Origin of the sequence: Streptantibioticus parmotrematis, assembly GCF_019890615.1 — a bacterium.
In the GTDB taxonomy this organism is placed as follows: Bacteria; Actinomycetota; Actinomycetes; order Streptomycetales; family Streptomycetaceae; genus Streptantibioticus_D; species Streptantibioticus_D parmotrematis.
Window position 1 is genome coordinate 296351 of record NZ_JAINVZ010000004.1, and the last position, 15119, is coordinate 311469.

A 15119-nucleotide genomic window follows, 5' to 3' on the forward strand; every position below is an offset into this window, starting at 1 on the left:
GGCCGGGGGCGGTCCTTTACGTCCTTTACGGGGAACTGATCGGGGCTTTAGTATCCCGGCTCATGTCCCTCGACCTCGTCGCCCGGTCCCACAGCGGCTCGCACCACTCGATCGTCCACCACACGGTGACCCACCACTACGTCACCCACCACACGTACACCACGACCACCTACGGCCACGGGTACGGGCACGGCACGGGCAGCGGGTGGGCGCTGCTGTGGGTGCTGGTCGGCGTCGTGGCGATCTTCGCCGTGGTCTACGGGGTGCGGCGGGCGCTCAGCAACAACTGACCCGCCGCGCCCCGCCGTTCACCGGAGCCCTGGCGTCGACCGGGGCCCGCCTCACTCGAACCAGCGCGCCGTCGCCAACTCACCGGTGCGCGACGGGTCCTCCAGCAGCGCGGCGACCTCGAAGCGGCGCCGCCACTCCCCCGCCGCCCAGGCCAGCCCGGCCGCCACGCCCTCCAGCGTCGCGGCGTGCAGCACGCCGTCCGCCCAGCGCCAGTCGAGCGCCCTGCCACCATCGGCCGCCTCGACCAGCAGCTCCTCGTGCTCCACGTACGAGGCGGGGGCGCCGGGCAGCAGATCGCGCACCGCGTCGGCCACCTCGTGCGGCTCGCCGTGACTGACCACCGGGGCCGCGAACTCCTCGCTCAGGCGGCGCACCTGGAACAGCTCGGCGAGCGCCTCGGCGTGCCGCGGACCGGCCGGCAGCAGCGCCCGGCCGGAGGCCAGTGGCAGCAGGTCGGGCGCGTCGGCGACCAGCGCGTCGGCCGCGTCCACCACCGCCGTGCGGCCGTCCACCACCGCGCACACCTCGTCCGGCAACGTCACCTCGTGCGCGTCCAGCATCGCCAACTCCGCGTAGAGCGCCTTGAGCTGGCTGCTCGTCACCTCTGACTCCGGGTCGGCCAGGCGGGACAGCAGCTCCGCCGCGCCGCCGGGCTCGTCCAGCAGCGCCGACGCCGAGGTGCGCACCCCCAGCGCCCGCAACACCTGGTCGTCGACCGCCGCCGTGTCCGCCTCGTCGTAGAGCCCGGCCAGCAGCGGATCGCCACCGGAGGCGCGCAGCCCCACCGGGCGGCGGCCGTCGAGCACCGGGTGGTCGCGCAGCCACCACGCGGTGTACGGGCGCACGCCGCGCGTCGTGCCGTCCGGCAGCAGGACCCGCACCGGCGCGGTGATCGCGTCCCGCAGCGGCGGCAGGGACAGCAGCCGCAGCGCCCGCTGCCAGGCGTTGTCGTCCACCAGGTCGAGGTCGCGCACGCCCACGAGTTCGGTGGCGACCGGGGGCACGTCGGTCTCCGGCAACTGGTCGAGCACGTCCTCGCACCACACGTCGACCGCATCCAGCAGGCCGGCGTCGTCCGGCTCGGCCCAGTCGGCGTCGCGCGGCTCCAGGTCGTCCGGGTCGAGCACCACGTCGGCGGCGCGCACCAGGGCGAAGGTGGCGAGCACCCCGACCGCGGTCAGGGGCTGCTCGCCCCAGCGGTCGGCCAGTTCGTGGTCGCACGCCGCGAGTTCGCCGGGACGGATGACCTGCTCGAACTCGCTTCCCGGGTAGACCAGTTCACCGGCAGGGGCCAACTCGCCCTCGTCGTCGGGCAGGGCGAGGGCGCCGAGCCACGGTTCGTCGCCGGGCGCCAGCCCCGCGTCCCGCACCAACGCCAGGACCAGGTCGGCCAGTTCCTCCGCGTCGAGCCCCGGCGCGTCCTCGTCCCAGATCTCCTCGGCGTCCAGCGAGCCCGCGACCGCCGCCCGCACCTGAGGCGTCGTCAGCACCGCGCGCGAGGTGGCCGGGGTCGCGCCCAGCTTCTCCAGCAGCGGGTGGGCCGCCTCGGGGTCGGCCACCTTCAGCCCGAGCCGCACCAGCCCTTCCGGCAGCGGCGCCTCGGGCGACGGCAGAAGGACCTGACGCGGTCCCACGACCGTACGGCCGTCGGTCAGCGGCACCGGCAGTCCGCTGAGGCGGTCCGGGTCGGTCCCGGCGAGCGCGTCGTACAGCCTGCGCCACCAGGTCGCGGGGCGCTCGGTCCCGGCGAGCCGGTCGATGGCGTCGCCGAGCGGCAACCGGGCGACGCCCAGCGCGCGCAGCTCGGCCCGGCGCTCCAGACCCGCGGGCAGCAAAGCGGGGAAGACCTCGCAGAGCACCGCGACGGCCTGCGCGGTGCCGCCCTCCAGCAGTTCGGCGCGGTCCGGGCGCAGCGCGTGGTCGCCCTCCTCCCGCGAGGCCGCAGCGGCGGGCAGGAACGCGGTGGCGGGCAGCGCGGCCAGCACCTTCCCCCGCAGGGCGCCGTCGAGTTCACCGTGGCCGAGCGGTCCGGGCACCAGGTCGATCACCCCGGCGCCCACCGGCCGCCATCCGGCGAGCAGCCGCACGTAGGCGTCGGCGGCGCGCTCCAGCAGGTGGTCGGTCAGCGGGCCGGGCGCGACGTGCCGCCGGGTGGGGTCGAGCGGGAAGGAGGCGATGAGCAGCGCGGGCAGGCCCAGGGGCTCGTCGGTGGGGGTGGGCGCGTGCACCACGGAGGCGGTGCGCGGCCGGGCGGGCGCCCCGGCGTCGTCCACCGGCACCGCCCATGTCACCGACCAGGCGGGGCGCAGGCGTTCCTCGACGGGCCGGTCGGCGAGCAGGGCGGCGTCCAGCTCACCGGCGTCCGAGGCGACCCGCCACCGCGTCGCCCCCGAACGGGAGTCGTCCACGACGACTTCACCGTCGACATCCTGACGCTGTGTCAGGAGGCGTCGTTCGTCCGGGGTTTCGATCACGACCTCGGTCAGGGCGGGCAGTGCGAGCAGCAACGCGTCGTCCACGCCGTCCAGCAGCCGGGCCGCGAGGTCCTCGGCGGCGCCGTCCCGCAGCGGCAGCACCACGACCGTGTCGTAGCCCTCGGGCGCGCTGCCCTCGGCGGGCAGCGGCAGCCGCAGCAGCGGTACGTGGCCGTCCCTGCGGCGCAGTTCGTCGGCGAGACCGGGGCTGCGCCCGGCCGCCTCCCGCGCCAGTTCCCGTGCCTCCGCCAGCGACCAGCGCACGCCGCCGCCGTGCGAGACGACCGCGGGCTCGTCGCTGACCGCGAGCACGGCGGAGAAGCCGACACCGAAGCGTCCGACGCCCTCCTGCCCGCGCTTGGCGGAGGCGCGCAGCGTGGACAGCGACTCGGCGCCCGCCTCGTCCAGCGGCGCGCCGGTGTTGGCGGCGGCCAGGACGCCGTCGCGCAGGGTCAGCAGGAGGCGGCCGGGAACGCCCGCGCGCACGGCGGCGTCCGCGGCGTTCTGCGCGAGTTCGACGACGAGCCGGTCGCGGTAGCCGCCGAGGGCGAGGTCCTCCTCGGCGTTGGCGTCCTCCCGGAAGCGCGCGGGCGAGGCGGCCCAGGCGTCCAGCACGGCCTGCCGCAGGCGCGCCACCGAGAAGGTGTCGGCTCCACCGGCGGGCACCGGATTCACCACTGCGCTCACGGGAGTCTCCTTCGGGGCTGGGGACGGCGGGACGGATCGGCCTGCGGCCGGTCGGCCCGACGGATCGGCCGGGCCGGTCGCGCCGGGCCGATCATGCCGGGTAGGGGGACGTTACCGGTTCCGCGCGACCGCCCGCCGTGGCGCCTGCGCGCACCGGGCCCTGCCGGGGGAAGCCTTCAGTACGGGGCCCTGCCGGGGAAGGCCTTCAGCTCCGGGCCCTGCCGGGGAAAGCCTTCAGCTCCGGACCCTGCCAGAGAAAGCCCTCAGCTCCGGACCCGTCACAGAAAGCCCTCAGGAGTGCCCCAGTTCCTCCGAGTCCGGGGTCGTGGCGTCCACCGAGCCGCCGGTGCGCTCCGGGTGCAGCGGCATCGGCTCGGTGCGCAGCTCGTCCAGGACCGGGGGCGCCGGGCGCGGGGTCTTCGGCATGACGGCGGCCTCCGAGTGGCCGCCGCAGCCGTACGCCAGCGACACCACGCGGCCGTCGGCGGGCGAGAACTCGTTGGCGCAGATGCCGAAGGCCTGCCGCAGCGAACCGCTGAGCGGCACCAGGAACCCGCAGCTCACGCAGTGCGCGGGCGCCGCCTGCGCCATCGGCGTCTTGGGGCCGAACGTCTCGTCCCAGCGGTCGGCGGCGGTGTGCAGCCCGTAGCGGGACAGGACGCGGTCGCGGCGCAGCCCGAGTTCCTCCGCGAGGGAGACCGGTCCCGCGCGGTCCACCGGAGGCGCCGCCTCGACGTCCTCGGACTCCACGATCTCGGCCAGCCCGTCCGGCGCGGGCTCGACCGGCTCAGGGCCCTCCAGCCAGCCGGGTTCGAGGCGCAGGTCCTCCGCCTCGGTGGGCAGCAGGTCGCCGGGGCCCATGTCGCCGGGACGCAGCCGGTCGCTCCACGGCACCCACTCGGGCGCGAGCACGGCGTCGGCGTCCGGCAGCAGGACCGTCTCGTCGACGGTGACCAGCTTCGCGCGGGAGGCGCGGGCCACGGTGACCGCCCAGCGCCAGCCGCGGTAGGCGGGGTCCTTGCAGACGAAGGAGTGCGTGACGACGCGGTCCCCGTCCCAGGTGGCGCCGAGGTGCTCACCGACCACGTCCGCGCCGGCGGTCTCCTCGGCCGCCGTCCGGGCGAGGTCGACCGCCTCGGCGCACAGGCGGTCCGGTGTCCGGCTTCGCATCGCAGCACTCACAAGAATCGATTCTCTCCTACGCCGTCTCACGAGCGCGCCAACCGAGGGCGGGGACGGTACGGAGCGGACCTGGGGACCGCGTCGACGTATCGCCCGGCAGCTCTCGGGCGCACCTGGTCTCGTCCCATTCTGAGGGATCCACCGGGAGCGCGCGGCGAGGAACGTGCCGTCGACGGCGCGTGACGCACGCTACCCGTCCACGCCCCCGGCGGGAAGTCGGGGGTCCACGCGCCCGCCCCGACCGCGTGTCGGACGGGTCCTCCCGAGACCTCCCGTGCCCTTACGGGCGTCCGGCCGGACACCCGTACGAGCGCCTGCGGGGCCGGTGTCCGGACGGGACGCCCGGGTGGGTGAATCGCGGTACTCGCGCGAAGCGCTGCCGAAAACCGCCATGCGCGACCGCGATTGGGGGAGGATGCACCTCGTGGGAACCGTCCGGATGTCCGGAGCCGGCCCGATGCGTCGGGCCGGGCGGTCCGTCGCGCACTCCGCCGCGCGGGCCGGGCGCGGCGCGGGATCGCTCGTCAGACGGATGACCCACGCGCAGGGCGCGGGCGAGACCGGGCTCGCCAAACTGCTGGAACTCCAGGCGGTCAGCTCGGCCGGCGACATGATGATCACCATCGCGCTGGCCAGCACGGTGTTCTTCTCGGTCCCCACCGGCCAGGCCCGCGACCGGGTGGCGCTCTACCTGCTGGTGACGATGGCGCCGTTCACCCTGCTCGCGCCGGTGATCGGCCCGCTGCTGGACCGGGTGCCGCACGGCCGCAGGGCGGCGATGGCCGCGTCGATGATGGCCCGCGCGGTACTGGCCTGGTCGATGGCGTCCTCGGTGGGCGGCGGCCTCGCGCTCTACCCGGAGGCGCTGGGCGTGCTGGTCGCCTCCAAGGCCAACGGCGTGGTGCGCAGCGCGGTCGTGCCCCGGCTGCTCCCGCAGCGGATCTCGCTGGTCAAGGCGAACTCCCGGATGACGCTGGCGGGCCTGCTGTCGACGGCCGCCGCCGCGCCGATCGGCGGGCTGCTGCACGTGATCGGCCCGGGCTGGCCGCTGTACGGCGCGTTCGTGATCTACGCGCTCGGCTCGCTGCTGTGCTTCTCGCTGCCGCACACCGTGGACTCGGCGAAGGGCGAGCGCCGCGCGGTGCTGCACGCGGACGACGAGTCGGCCCCGCCGGTGGAGAAGACGATCCGGCGGCCGGGCCTGCGCACGGTCGGCGCCTCCGTGCTCTACGCGCTCCAGGCGAACTGCGCGCTGCGCGGGCTGTCGGGGCTGCTCACCTTCTTCCTCGCCTTCACCCTGCGCGAGCACCCGGTCGGCGGGCTGACCCCGGCCCTCTCCCTCGGCCTGGTCGCGGTCGCCGCGGGCGGCGGCAACGCGCTGGGCAACGTGCTCGGCTCCTGGCTGCGCAGCCGCGCCCCCGAAGTGATCATCACCACGGTGCAGCTGATCGCCCTCGGCTCGCTGATCTTCGGCGCGGTCGTCTACGGCGTGGTCGGCGTCGTGCTGGCCGCCGGGCTGACCGGGCTCACCCAGGCGATGGGCAAGTTGTCGCTGGACGCCCTGATCCAGCGCGACGTGCCGGAGGCGGTGCGCACCTCCGCGTTCGCCCGCTCCGAGACCGTGCTGCAACTGGCCTGGGTGATCGGCGGCGGCCTGGGCATCGTGCTGCCGCTCAACGGGCTGGTCGGCCTCGGGGCCGGCGCCGCCATCGTGGCGGCCGGCGCCGCGCTGACCGGGCGGGGACTGCTGGCCGCCGCCCGGCACGGCACGCCGCACCCGCGTGCGGCGTGAGGGGGACCGCCCGGTAGCCTCAGCGTCATGACCATTCGCCGCAGTGCCGCCGCCGTGGGTGCGGTCGCCCTCGGGCTGTTCGCCCTGTCCGCCTGCACCAAGCCGACCCCGCTGGCAACCGTGACGGTCGGCAAGACCTCCGTGCACACGGAGGCGGCGTGCTACAACAACGGCCAGCCGCTGAAGCAGGCCGACTTCACCAAGTGCCTCAACAGCACGCCGTCCGAGACCGTCAATGTCTCCTCCGGCGACACGGTGCACGTCGGCGTGGACCCGGCGATCGCCGACAAGGGCTGGGTCGTGGTGGTGGACCAGCAGGGCGCCTCCGGCAGGCTGACCAGCACGTACCACACCTTCAGCCCGGACCTGGTGAACCAGTTCTTCACCGACTCCAGCACCGGCCAGCAGAAGACGAAGGTCACGCTGACCATCGTCGAGAACTCCAGCGCCCAGTCCTACCAGGGCGTGTGGCACTTCGCGCTCCAGCTGAAGGGCTGACCCGCACCCCCATGCTGCTCGTGGTGACCGCGGTGGCGGCGGAGCGCGACTCCGCCGCCCGCGGGCTGACCGCGCCCGGCGGCGGTGACGGGGACACAGGCGCGGGCGTCCAGCACCCGCTGCCCGGCGACCGCACCGCGCTGCGGCTGACCGGCGGCCCGCTGGGCACCGTCGACCTGCTCGCCGCGGGCGTCGGCCCGGCGGCGGTGGCGGCGGGCACCGCGGCGGCGCTGGCCGCCGCCGAGGCGGCCGGGACCCCGTACGACCTGGTGATCAGCGCGGGCATCGGCGGCGGGTTCGCGCCCGCGGCGCCGGTGGGTTCCGTGGTGGTCGCCGACGCGATCGTCGCCGCCGACCTGGGCGCCGAGACTCCCGAGGGGTTCGTTCCCGTCACCGAGCTGGGCTTCGGCACGACCCGCCACCTGCCCCCGCCCGGGCTGTCCCGGGCCGCCGCGCGAGCCGCCGGGGCCGGCCACGGCACCGTGCTGACCGTCTCCACGGTCACCGGCGGCGCCGACCGCGCCCGCGAACTGGCCGACCGTCACCCGACGGCGCTGGCCGAGGCGATGGAGGGCTTCGGCGTCGCCGAGGCCGCCGCCGCGCACCGGGTGCCGGTCCTGGAGGTCCGCGCGGTCTCCAACCCCGTAGGCCCCAGGGACCGGGCCGCCTGGCGGATCGGCGACGCGCTGGCCGCGCTCGGCGACGCCTTCCGCGCCATGGTCCCGGTACTCCAGGAAGCGAAGGACCATGGCTGAGCCCCTGCGGATCGCGTACTCGCCCTGCCCCAACGACACCTTCGTCTTCCACGCCTGGGCGCACGGCCTGGTGCCCGGCGCGCCCGCGCTGGACGTCACGTTCGCCGACATCGACGTCACCAACGGCATGGCCGAGCGCGGCGAACTGGACGTGCTGAAGGTGTCGTACGCGGTGCTGCCGTGGGTGCTCCGGGACTACGCGCTGCTGCCCTGCGGAGGCGCGCTGGGGCACGGCTGCGGGCCGCTGGTGCTCACCCGTGAACCGGGCGCCGACCTGTCGGGGCGCACGGTCGCGGTGCCGAGCGAACGGTCCACCGCCTACCTGCTGTTCCGGCTGTGGGCGGCCACCGAGGTGCCCGGCGGCGTCGGCCGCGTCGAGGTGCTGCCGTTCCACGAGATCATGCCCGCGGTGCGCGACGGCCGGGTCGACGCCGGACTCGTCATCCACGAGGCCCGCTTCACCTACGCCGACTACGGACTGCACAAGCTGGCCGACATGGGCGAGCACTGGGAGCGCACCACCGGCCTGCCCATCCCGCTCGGCGCGATCGTCGCCCGGCGCTCGCTGGGCGAGGAGCGGCTGCGGGAGCTGGCCGACGCCGCCCGCGCCTCGGTCCGCGCCGCCTGGGACGACCCGGCCGCCTCCCGCGACTACGTGCTGGCGCACGCGCAGGAGATGGACGCGCGGGTGGCCGACCAGCACATCGGGCTGTACGTCAACGAGTTCACCGAGGACCTCGGCGAGAAGGGCTACGCGGCGGTGCGCGGGCTGCTCACCCGGGCCGCGGCCGAGGGCCTGGTACCGCCGCTGGCACCGGACGCGCTGCGTTTCCCCTGACCGGGGGCCTGATCGGAGGGCCTGATCGGGGGGCCTGATCGGGGGTTTTCGCCGCCTGGCCGGGGGCGGCTCCGCGCGCGGACTGTCGGGCCGCGCGCGGTTCCACGGGCGTACGGGGATCGGGCGTCCGGTCGGACGCCCGGCGGCGCTCAGACGTCCAGTTCTCTCAGACGTCCAGCTGGTCGGCGACCGCGCGCAGCACGCCCGCGATCTTGCGGCCGTGGGTCTTCTCCGGGTAGCGGCCGCGCTGGAGCGAGCGGGCAACGTCCTCCAGCAGGCTGGTGAGGTCCTGGACGATCGGCAGCAGTTCGTCGGGCTTGCGGCGTTGCGCGGCGGCGACGGAGGGCGCCGGGTCGAGCACGGTCACCGACAGCGCCTGGTCGCCGCGTTGCCCCGCGACCACGCCGAACTCCACGCGCTGGCCGGGCTTGAGCGACTCCACTCCGGCGGGGAGCACGGACGAGTGCACGAAGACGTCGCCGCCGTCGTCGCGGGAGAGGAAGCCGAAGCCCTTCTCGCTGTTGAACCACTTGACCTTGCCGGTTGGCACGTCCGACCTCGTCCTCGTCACTCGGGAAACACCTGACACCGCACGGACCGGGAGTCCGGTTCTTTTTCCCGGGCCGGACCCCGGCCGGGGCCGGACAGCAGTGGAGCGGGCCCCGTGGCCCGCCTCCCACCAGGCTAGTGGTCCCGGCGCGGGTGACAAGACGCTCCCGGGCCCCGTCCCCCGGCGCTCTGGACGCGACCTACCCTATTGAGGTGACCAACGAAACCCACAGGCCCGGTGACGCGCTCGTACGGATCGGCGCGATCGTGTTCATCATTGGCGCGGTAGCGACCCTCGCGACCATGACCCCGCTGTTCATCGGCGCGAAGCCGCTGCCCACCCCGGCGTACTTCGTGTGCATGCTGATGGGCGTCGGCTTCGCCCTCGCCCTCGGCGGTCTGCTGCGGGCCGCGCGCGCCCAGCGGCGCCAGATCCGCGAGGCGTCGGCGGCGTAGGCGGGGCCTCCCGGGTCCCGGTCCTAGGCGGCATCCTCGACAGCGTCTTCGGGCTCGGAAGCGGCGGCGCCCTCGGTGAGCCAGCCCTCCAGCCAGCGCGGGAAGCGCGTGAGGTCGTCCAGCACGACGTCGGCGCCTTCCGCGCGCAGTTGTGCGCCGTCGCACGGACCGGTGGCGACCGCCACCGAGAACGCTCCGGCGGTACGCGCCCCGCGTACGTCGCCGACGTGGTCGCCCACGTACACCGACGCGCCGTGCTCGCGCAGCGCCTCGGCTTTCGCCTCCGCCCACAGCCGGCCGATGAGCGCGTCGGGGCGGATGCCCAGGTGGTCCAGGTGCAGCTGGGCGCTGGGCTGGTGCTTGGCGGTCACCACGATGGCCCGGCCGCCTGCCGCCCGTACCGCCGCGATCGCCTCGACGGCGCCGGGCATGGCAGGGGTGGGCACGATGGCGTGGTCCACGTACATCTCGCGGTAACGGTGGACGGCGGCGGGGATGTCGGCCGCCGGGAACCAGTACGCCAGTTCCTGTTCCAGCGGCGGCCCGAGGCGGGTGATGGCGAGCTCGGAGTCGATGTACGTCCCGGTCTCTTCGGACAGCCGGTCGTAGACGGCCTTGATGCCGGGCCGGGAGTCGATCAGCGTCATGTCGAGATCGAACCCGACCGTCAGAGGATGCGTGGCCATGCCACCCATTCTTACGCGAGCGGGATGTCGCGAGGGTGACGGGCGGGGAATCGGTGGCGTAAGGCGGCGGGGCGACGGGGGACGACGCGGCGATGGCGTAAGGCGGCGGGCGGCGCGAGGCGGAATGGTGACGTGGGGCGGGCAGGCGGCGTGAGGCGGGAACGGTGACGTGAGGCGGGCGGGCCTGCTTTCGTGCTCTACGCGCTCTACGCGCCCGCGCCCGCCCGCTACTGCCTGCGCGTCGCCGAGGCGCGCCACAGCAGAGCCAGCGCCGAGGCGACCGCGGCGACCCGCAGCAGCGTCGGGAAGTCGGACGAGATGACCGCGCCCAGCTGCCCGTTGGCGATCGGCGCACCCCAGCGTCCCTCGGTGCGCCCCCACAGCCACAGCACCGCGCCCAGCGCGACCAGCCCGGGCGCCCCCAGCGCGGCGAACTTCGCGTCGCGGCGGCTCATGCCCCGGCTGGTGTACGCCAGCACCCAGCCCGCCCCGAGCGCTATCCCGTTGCCCAGCACGGCCCCGGCCAGCAGCGCGAGCGCGCCCAGCAGTTCCAGCGGCCCCACCGGCAGCCCGCGGCGTCCCGCCACCTCCTGCGCGACCGGGTCGGGCACGGCGGCCGTCCCCCTGCGGCGCAGCCGCAGCCGGGGGAACGGGCGGCGCGTCCCGGCACCCGCCACCGCTTCCACGGCCTCGTCGTCCTCGTCCTCGACGACTTCGTCCCGCTCCTCGTCGGGGTCGTCGAACTCCGACAGGAAGATCCCGCCGGTCCAGCCGCCGCCCAGGATGTCGTTGGTCCGCGTGGCGCTGCGCGGCGCCGGGACCCGCCACCACTCGGGCCCGTCCCCGGCCGGCACCTCGGGCCCGGACTCCGTACCGCCCGCTCCGGAAGCCGGGCGCCCGCCGTCCTCGCCGCGCTTGCCGAACGACACCGGGCCCGGCGCCTCGGCACGCGGCGCGGACGCGGGCGCCTGCGGCCCCGGTGCCTCGGGTCGCGGGGGGCGCTTGGACGGCTTGGGGCGCGGCGCGGGGGCCTGCGGCGGCTGCGGCGCCTCGGCCTCACGGGGCGTGGTCGCCGCCGCGGCCACCACGTCGTCGGGCGTACCGAACCTGCCCAGGATCCGCCGCACCGCCGCCGGGCTGTCGGCGGCGCTGCCGTCACGGGCGCGGTCGATGTCGTTGCGCAGCTGCGCGACGAGCCGCATGCGCTCGGCCGCGGGCAGCGTGATCTGCGCCAGGTCCCCGACCCGGCTCAGGTAGTCGAAGACCAGCTTGTCGCTCTCGATGCCCATCGGTTCACCGCCCCGTGCCCGTGGCCCCGGCCAATGCCCTTACCGCGGCGCCCCGTTGACCGTACCGCCGCCGCCCCTCGCGTCACAGCAGCGAACCGCGAAGCGTCGCCCCCCGTCGCCTTGTCGGCGTCAGGCCCTAATGTTGAACGGATGGCCGCACCTGAAGTGGGGAGGGGGCACGTGATCGCCGACACGGGTTCCGAGAACGCCGCCGCGCGACCCGGGCCGCGCACTCTCGCCGAGGATCTGCGCGCCCGGGGCGACGAGGCGGTGGCCGCGCTGCTGCGCGCCCGCCCCGACCTCGTCAGCCCGGTACCCAACGACCTGACGCAGCTCGCCACCCGCGCCGGCACCCGGGCGTCGGTGCTGCGCGCGCTGGAGCGCCTCGACCGCTTCGTGCTCCAGGCCGCCGAGGCGCTGGCGGTCGCGCCCGGCCCGTGCCCGTACGAGACGCTGCTCGCGCTGATGACGGGCGACGAGGAACCCGAGGCGGGCGACCCCCGTGGTCCCCGGGCAGGCGGTCCGGGACCCGGTTCCGTAGCCGCCGCGCTGCCCGGTGCGGTGGACGTGCTGCGGGACAACGCGCTCGTGTGGGGCGCCGACGACCGCCTCACGCTGGTGCGCACCGCCCGCGACCTGCTGGCGCCCTCCGCCGCCGCGCCCTCGCCGACCGGCCTCGGGCCCACGGTCGCGGAGGCCACCGCGGGCATGTCGCCGGGCAGGCTCCAGGAGATCCTGGCCGACGCCGGGCTGCCCGCCACCCACGACCCGGTCAGCGCCGTCGCCGCGCTCGCGGGGCTGCTGGGCGAGCGGGCGGGCGTGCGGGAGCTGCTGGACCTCGCCCCGGACGGCGCGACGGCGGTGCTGGACAAGCTGGTGTGGGGGCCGCCGTACGGCGAGGTGACGGGCGCCTCCGAGCCGGTGCGCGCCGCGACCGCCACGACCCCGGTGCAGTGGCTGCTGGCGCGCGGCGTGCTGCTTCCGGCCGGCCCGCGCAACGTCGTGCTGCCCCGCGAGGCCGCCCTGAGCCTGCGCGGCGGTCGGGCGCACCGCGAGCCGCTGCCCGTGCCGCCCCCGCTGGAGGTGGCCGCCGCGCACGGCCCGGCGATGGCCGACGCGACGGCGGCCGGGCAGGCGTTCGGCGCCGCGCGGACCGTCGAGGAACTGCTGAAGTCGTGGCAGACCGGCGGGCCCGCGGTGCTGCGCGCGGGTGGCCTGAGCGTGCGCGACCTGAAGCGGACGGCCGTCGAGCTGGAGGTGCCCGAGCCGGTCGCCGCGTTCTGGCTGGAACTGGCGTACGGCGCCGGGCTGCTCGCCTCCGACGGCGAGGTCGACGAGGTCTACGCGCCCACCCCCGCGTACGACGAGTGGCTGCTCCTGGCCCCGCAGGAGCGCTGGGCGCGGCTGGTCGCGGGCTGGCTCCCGGCCACCCGCACGCCCGGCGCGGTCGGCGCCCGCGACGCGAAGGGGCGCGCGCTGGCGGCGCTCGGCCCGGGCCTGGACCGCTCGCTCGCGCCGGAGGTGCGCCGGCGCGTCCTCGCACTGCTGGCGTCGCTGCCGGAGGGCGCGGCGGCCACGGCGGACAGCGTGCTGGCGCGGCTGCGGTGGGAGTGGCCGCGGCGCGGCGCGGGGCCGGACGACACGTTGTCCCGGCTGACCCGCTGGACGCTGGAGGAGAGCGAGCTGCTGGGCGTGACCGGGCGCGGCGCGCTGGCCTCGTTCGGCCGCGACGTGCTGGACGGCTCCGCCGAGCGCGCCGCCGCACGGCTGCGTCCGCTGCTGCCCGAACCGCTGGACCACGTGCTGCTCCAGGCCGACCTGACGGCGGTCGCGCCGGGGCCGCTGATGGCACCGCTGGCGGAGTTCATGGACACCGCCGCCGACGTGGAGTCCAAGGGCGGCGCGACCGTCTACCGCTTCACCCCCGGCTCGGTGCGGCGGGCCCTGGACGCCGGGCGCACCGCCGACGACCTGCACGCCTTCCTGTCCGCGCACTCCCGCACGCCGGTGCCGCAGCCGCTGACGTATCTCATCGACGACGTGGCCCGCCGGCACGGCAGGCTCCGGGTGGGCGCCGCCTCGGCCTATCTGCGGTGCGACGACGACGCGCTGCTCGCCGAGATCCTCGCCGACCGGCGCGCCGCCGGGCTGGGACTGCGCCGCCTGGCGCCCACCGTGCTGGCCTCGCGCACCGAGCCCACGGCGCTGCTGGAACGGCTGCGCGGCATGGGCTTCGCACCGGCCGCCGAGTCCGCCGAGGGCGACGTGCTGATCACCCGCGCCGACGCCCACCGCACCCCGCCGCGCGCCGCGCCGGTGCCGGTGCCGGACGGCCCGGCGGTCCCGGACGAGCGGCTGCTGTCGGCGGCGGTGAAGGCGATCCGCGCGGGCGACCGCGCCGCCACCGCCGTACGCGGCCCGTCCGGGGAGCGCCGCGCCGTCCCGCGCACGTCGTCCGCCGAGACGCTGGCCACGGTCCAGGCCGCGGTGCTGACCGGTGACCCGCTGTGGATCGGCTACGTCAACGCCGAGGGCGCCGCCAGCCAGCGCGTCATCGAACCGGTCAAGGTCGAGGGCGGTTACGTCACGGCCTACGACCACACCACTGAAGAGGTCCGCACCTTCTCCCTGCACCGCATCACGGGGACGGCGGAACTGACGAACGGGACGCCCTGAGACCGGCGCGCTCGCGCATCCTGGCGACGCGGTAGCTCTGCCACCAGTGCCGCCGCCGGGGGTGCAGCGCCCGGCCGATGAGGCGGCCGACCAGCAGGTAACCCAGCAGCGCGCCCGTGGTGTTGAGGATGACGTCGTCGATGTCGAAGGCCCGGCCCTCGACGAGCGTGCCCTGCGCGGTCTCCACGCACAGCATGACGAACGCGGTCACCACGACGACCCGCACCAGGCCCCGGGTACGAGGGAAGAGCACCGGCAGCAGCATGCCGAACGGCACGCCCAGCACCACGTTCCCGCCGATCTGCTTGACGGAGTCACGCCAGTCGGGCTGGTCGAGGTAGGCGCGGATCGACGCCAGGGGGTGGAAGTTGGCGTGCACCAGCGACCGCGACGCGGGCGACGGCACGAGCGTCACCCTGGCCAGCAGCACCGCGAAGGCCACCATGCACACGAACGCGACCAGCATCACGCCCGCCCGCACCAGCCGCCCGGCCCGGGGCCTGCGCCGCTCGGCCCAGTCCCGCTCCCAGGCGACCTCCCGCTTGCGTTCCTCCCGCCCGGCCGCGACCCGCTCCTCCCGCCGCCGCTCGCGCCCCTCGGCGACCCGCGTCCGCCACCGCTCGCGCTCCGCGGCGGCTCGCGCCCACCACGGCCCGGTCACCACCCGCTTCCGCCGCGCCGCGGTGCGTCCGTGCCACCGCTTCCGCCCGGCCACGACCCGCTCACGCCATCGTGCGACACCGTCCACGAAGACCCCTCCCGGCCCCACGCCCGCGTCCAGTCGGCCACTGGCGAAGCGCCTACCCAGGCACCGGCCCACCACTCGGCCGCGTCGTTGAACTCGCTCCAGTGGTAGTCGGGTTGGTGTCCGTGCAGACACACCGAGCGCACTCGCAAGGTGGGTACGCGCATGGCCTCGCCAGGATGTCCAAGGGCTCGGCCGAGC

The 15119-nt window shown here is 75.8% G+C and carries 13 protein-coding genes; 7 read left to right on the top strand and 6 right to left on the bottom strand.

What is annotated here, in order from left to right; all coding sequences use genetic code 11:
• Positions 1-62: 62 nt before the first annotated feature.
• A complete protein-coding gene (locus K7472_RS08640; RefSeq protein WP_222975776.1) occupies positions 63-290 on the top strand; it encodes a hypothetical protein in 228 nt (75 codons plus the stop codon).
• 51 nt (positions 291-341) lie between these two features.
• Here the strand turns inward: K7472_RS08640 and K7472_RS08645 are convergent, their stop codons facing one another.
• Both K7472_RS08645 and K7472_RS08650 read right to left on the bottom strand, forming a co-directional pair.
• Positions 342-3452 (bottom strand): sacsin N-terminal ATP-binding-like domain-containing protein, encoded by a 3111-nt coding sequence (locus K7472_RS08645; RefSeq protein WP_222975778.1) that lies wholly within the window; start codon positions 3450-3452, stop codon positions 342-344.
• A gap of 291 nt (positions 3453-3743) precedes the next feature.
• The gene (locus K7472_RS08650) at positions 3744-4622 is read right to left on the bottom strand and encodes a DUF3027 domain-containing protein (RefSeq protein ID WP_222975780.1); all 879 of its coding nucleotides are present in this window, start codon (positions 4620-4622) and stop codon (positions 3744-3746) included.
• A gap of 427 nt (positions 4623-5049) precedes the next feature.
• Between K7472_RS08650 and K7472_RS08655 the strand changes: the two genes are divergently transcribed.
• From K7472_RS08655 to K7472_RS08670, 4 genes are read left to right on the top strand one after another with little or no spacing between them, the layout of a single operon-like run.
• Positions 5050-6426, top strand: a complete 1377-nt coding sequence (locus K7472_RS08655; protein WP_222975782.1) for an MFS transporter — start codon at positions 5050-5052, stop codon at positions 6424-6426.
• 27 nt (positions 6427-6453) lie between these two features.
• Positions 6454-6924: a hypothetical protein gene (locus tag K7472_RS08660; protein ID WP_222975784.1), complete on the top strand. Its 471-nt coding sequence runs from the start codon at positions 6454-6456 to the stop codon at positions 6922-6924.
• 11 nt (positions 6925-6935) lie between these two features.
• On the top strand, positions 6936-7679 hold the full coding sequence (locus tag K7472_RS08665) for a futalosine hydrolase (RefSeq protein ID WP_222975786.1): 744 nt from the start codon (positions 6936-6938) through the stop codon (positions 7677-7679).
• Positions 7672-8517 (top strand): 1,4-dihydroxy-6-naphtoate synthase, encoded by an 846-nt coding sequence (locus K7472_RS08670; RefSeq protein WP_222975788.1) that lies wholly within the window; start codon positions 7672-7674, stop codon positions 8515-8517. Before K7472_RS08665 ends, K7472_RS08670 begins: the two co-directional genes overlap by 8 nt.
• Positions 8518-8683: 166 nt before the next feature.
• Here K7472_RS08670 and K7472_RS33195 read toward each other — a convergent pair whose 3' ends face one another.
• A complete protein-coding gene (locus tag K7472_RS33195) occupies positions 8684-9067 on the bottom strand; it encodes a cold-shock protein (protein WP_222975790.1) in 384 nt (127 codons plus the stop codon).
• A gap of 212 nt (positions 9068-9279) precedes the next feature.
• Between K7472_RS33195 and K7472_RS08680 the strand changes: the two genes are divergently transcribed.
• The gene (locus K7472_RS08680; protein WP_222975792.1) at positions 9280-9522 is read left to right on the top strand and encodes a hypothetical protein; all 243 of its coding nucleotides are present in this window, start codon (positions 9280-9282) and stop codon (positions 9520-9522) included.
• 23 nt (positions 9523-9545) lie between these two features.
• Here the strand turns inward: K7472_RS08680 and K7472_RS08685 are convergent, their stop codons facing one another.
• Positions 9546-10217, bottom strand: coding sequence for an HAD family hydrolase (locus tag K7472_RS08685; RefSeq protein WP_372457941.1), 672 nt, complete (start codon positions 10215-10217; stop codon positions 9546-9548).
• 218 nt (positions 10218-10435) lie between these two features.
• Entirely contained in the window at positions 10436-11497 is a 1062-nt protein-coding gene (locus K7472_RS08690) for a hypothetical protein (protein ID WP_222975796.1), read from the bottom strand.
• A gap of 150 nt (positions 11498-11647) precedes the next feature.
• Between K7472_RS08690 and K7472_RS08695 the strand changes: the two genes are divergently transcribed.
• Positions 11648-14173 (top strand): helicase-associated domain-containing protein, encoded by a 2526-nt coding sequence (locus K7472_RS08695; protein WP_222975798.1) that lies wholly within the window; start codon positions 11648-11650, stop codon positions 14171-14173.
• On the opposite strand, the gene K7472_RS33370 is transcribed toward K7472_RS08695, so the two are convergent.
• Positions 14136-14921 carry a VanZ family protein gene (locus K7472_RS33370; protein WP_308013815.1) on the bottom strand — a complete coding sequence of 262 codons (786 nt, stop codon included), beginning with the start codon at positions 14919-14921 and terminating at the stop codon, positions 14136-14138. The genes K7472_RS08695 and K7472_RS33370 overlap by 38 nt on opposite strands.
• Positions 14922-15119: the final 198 nt, after the last annotated feature.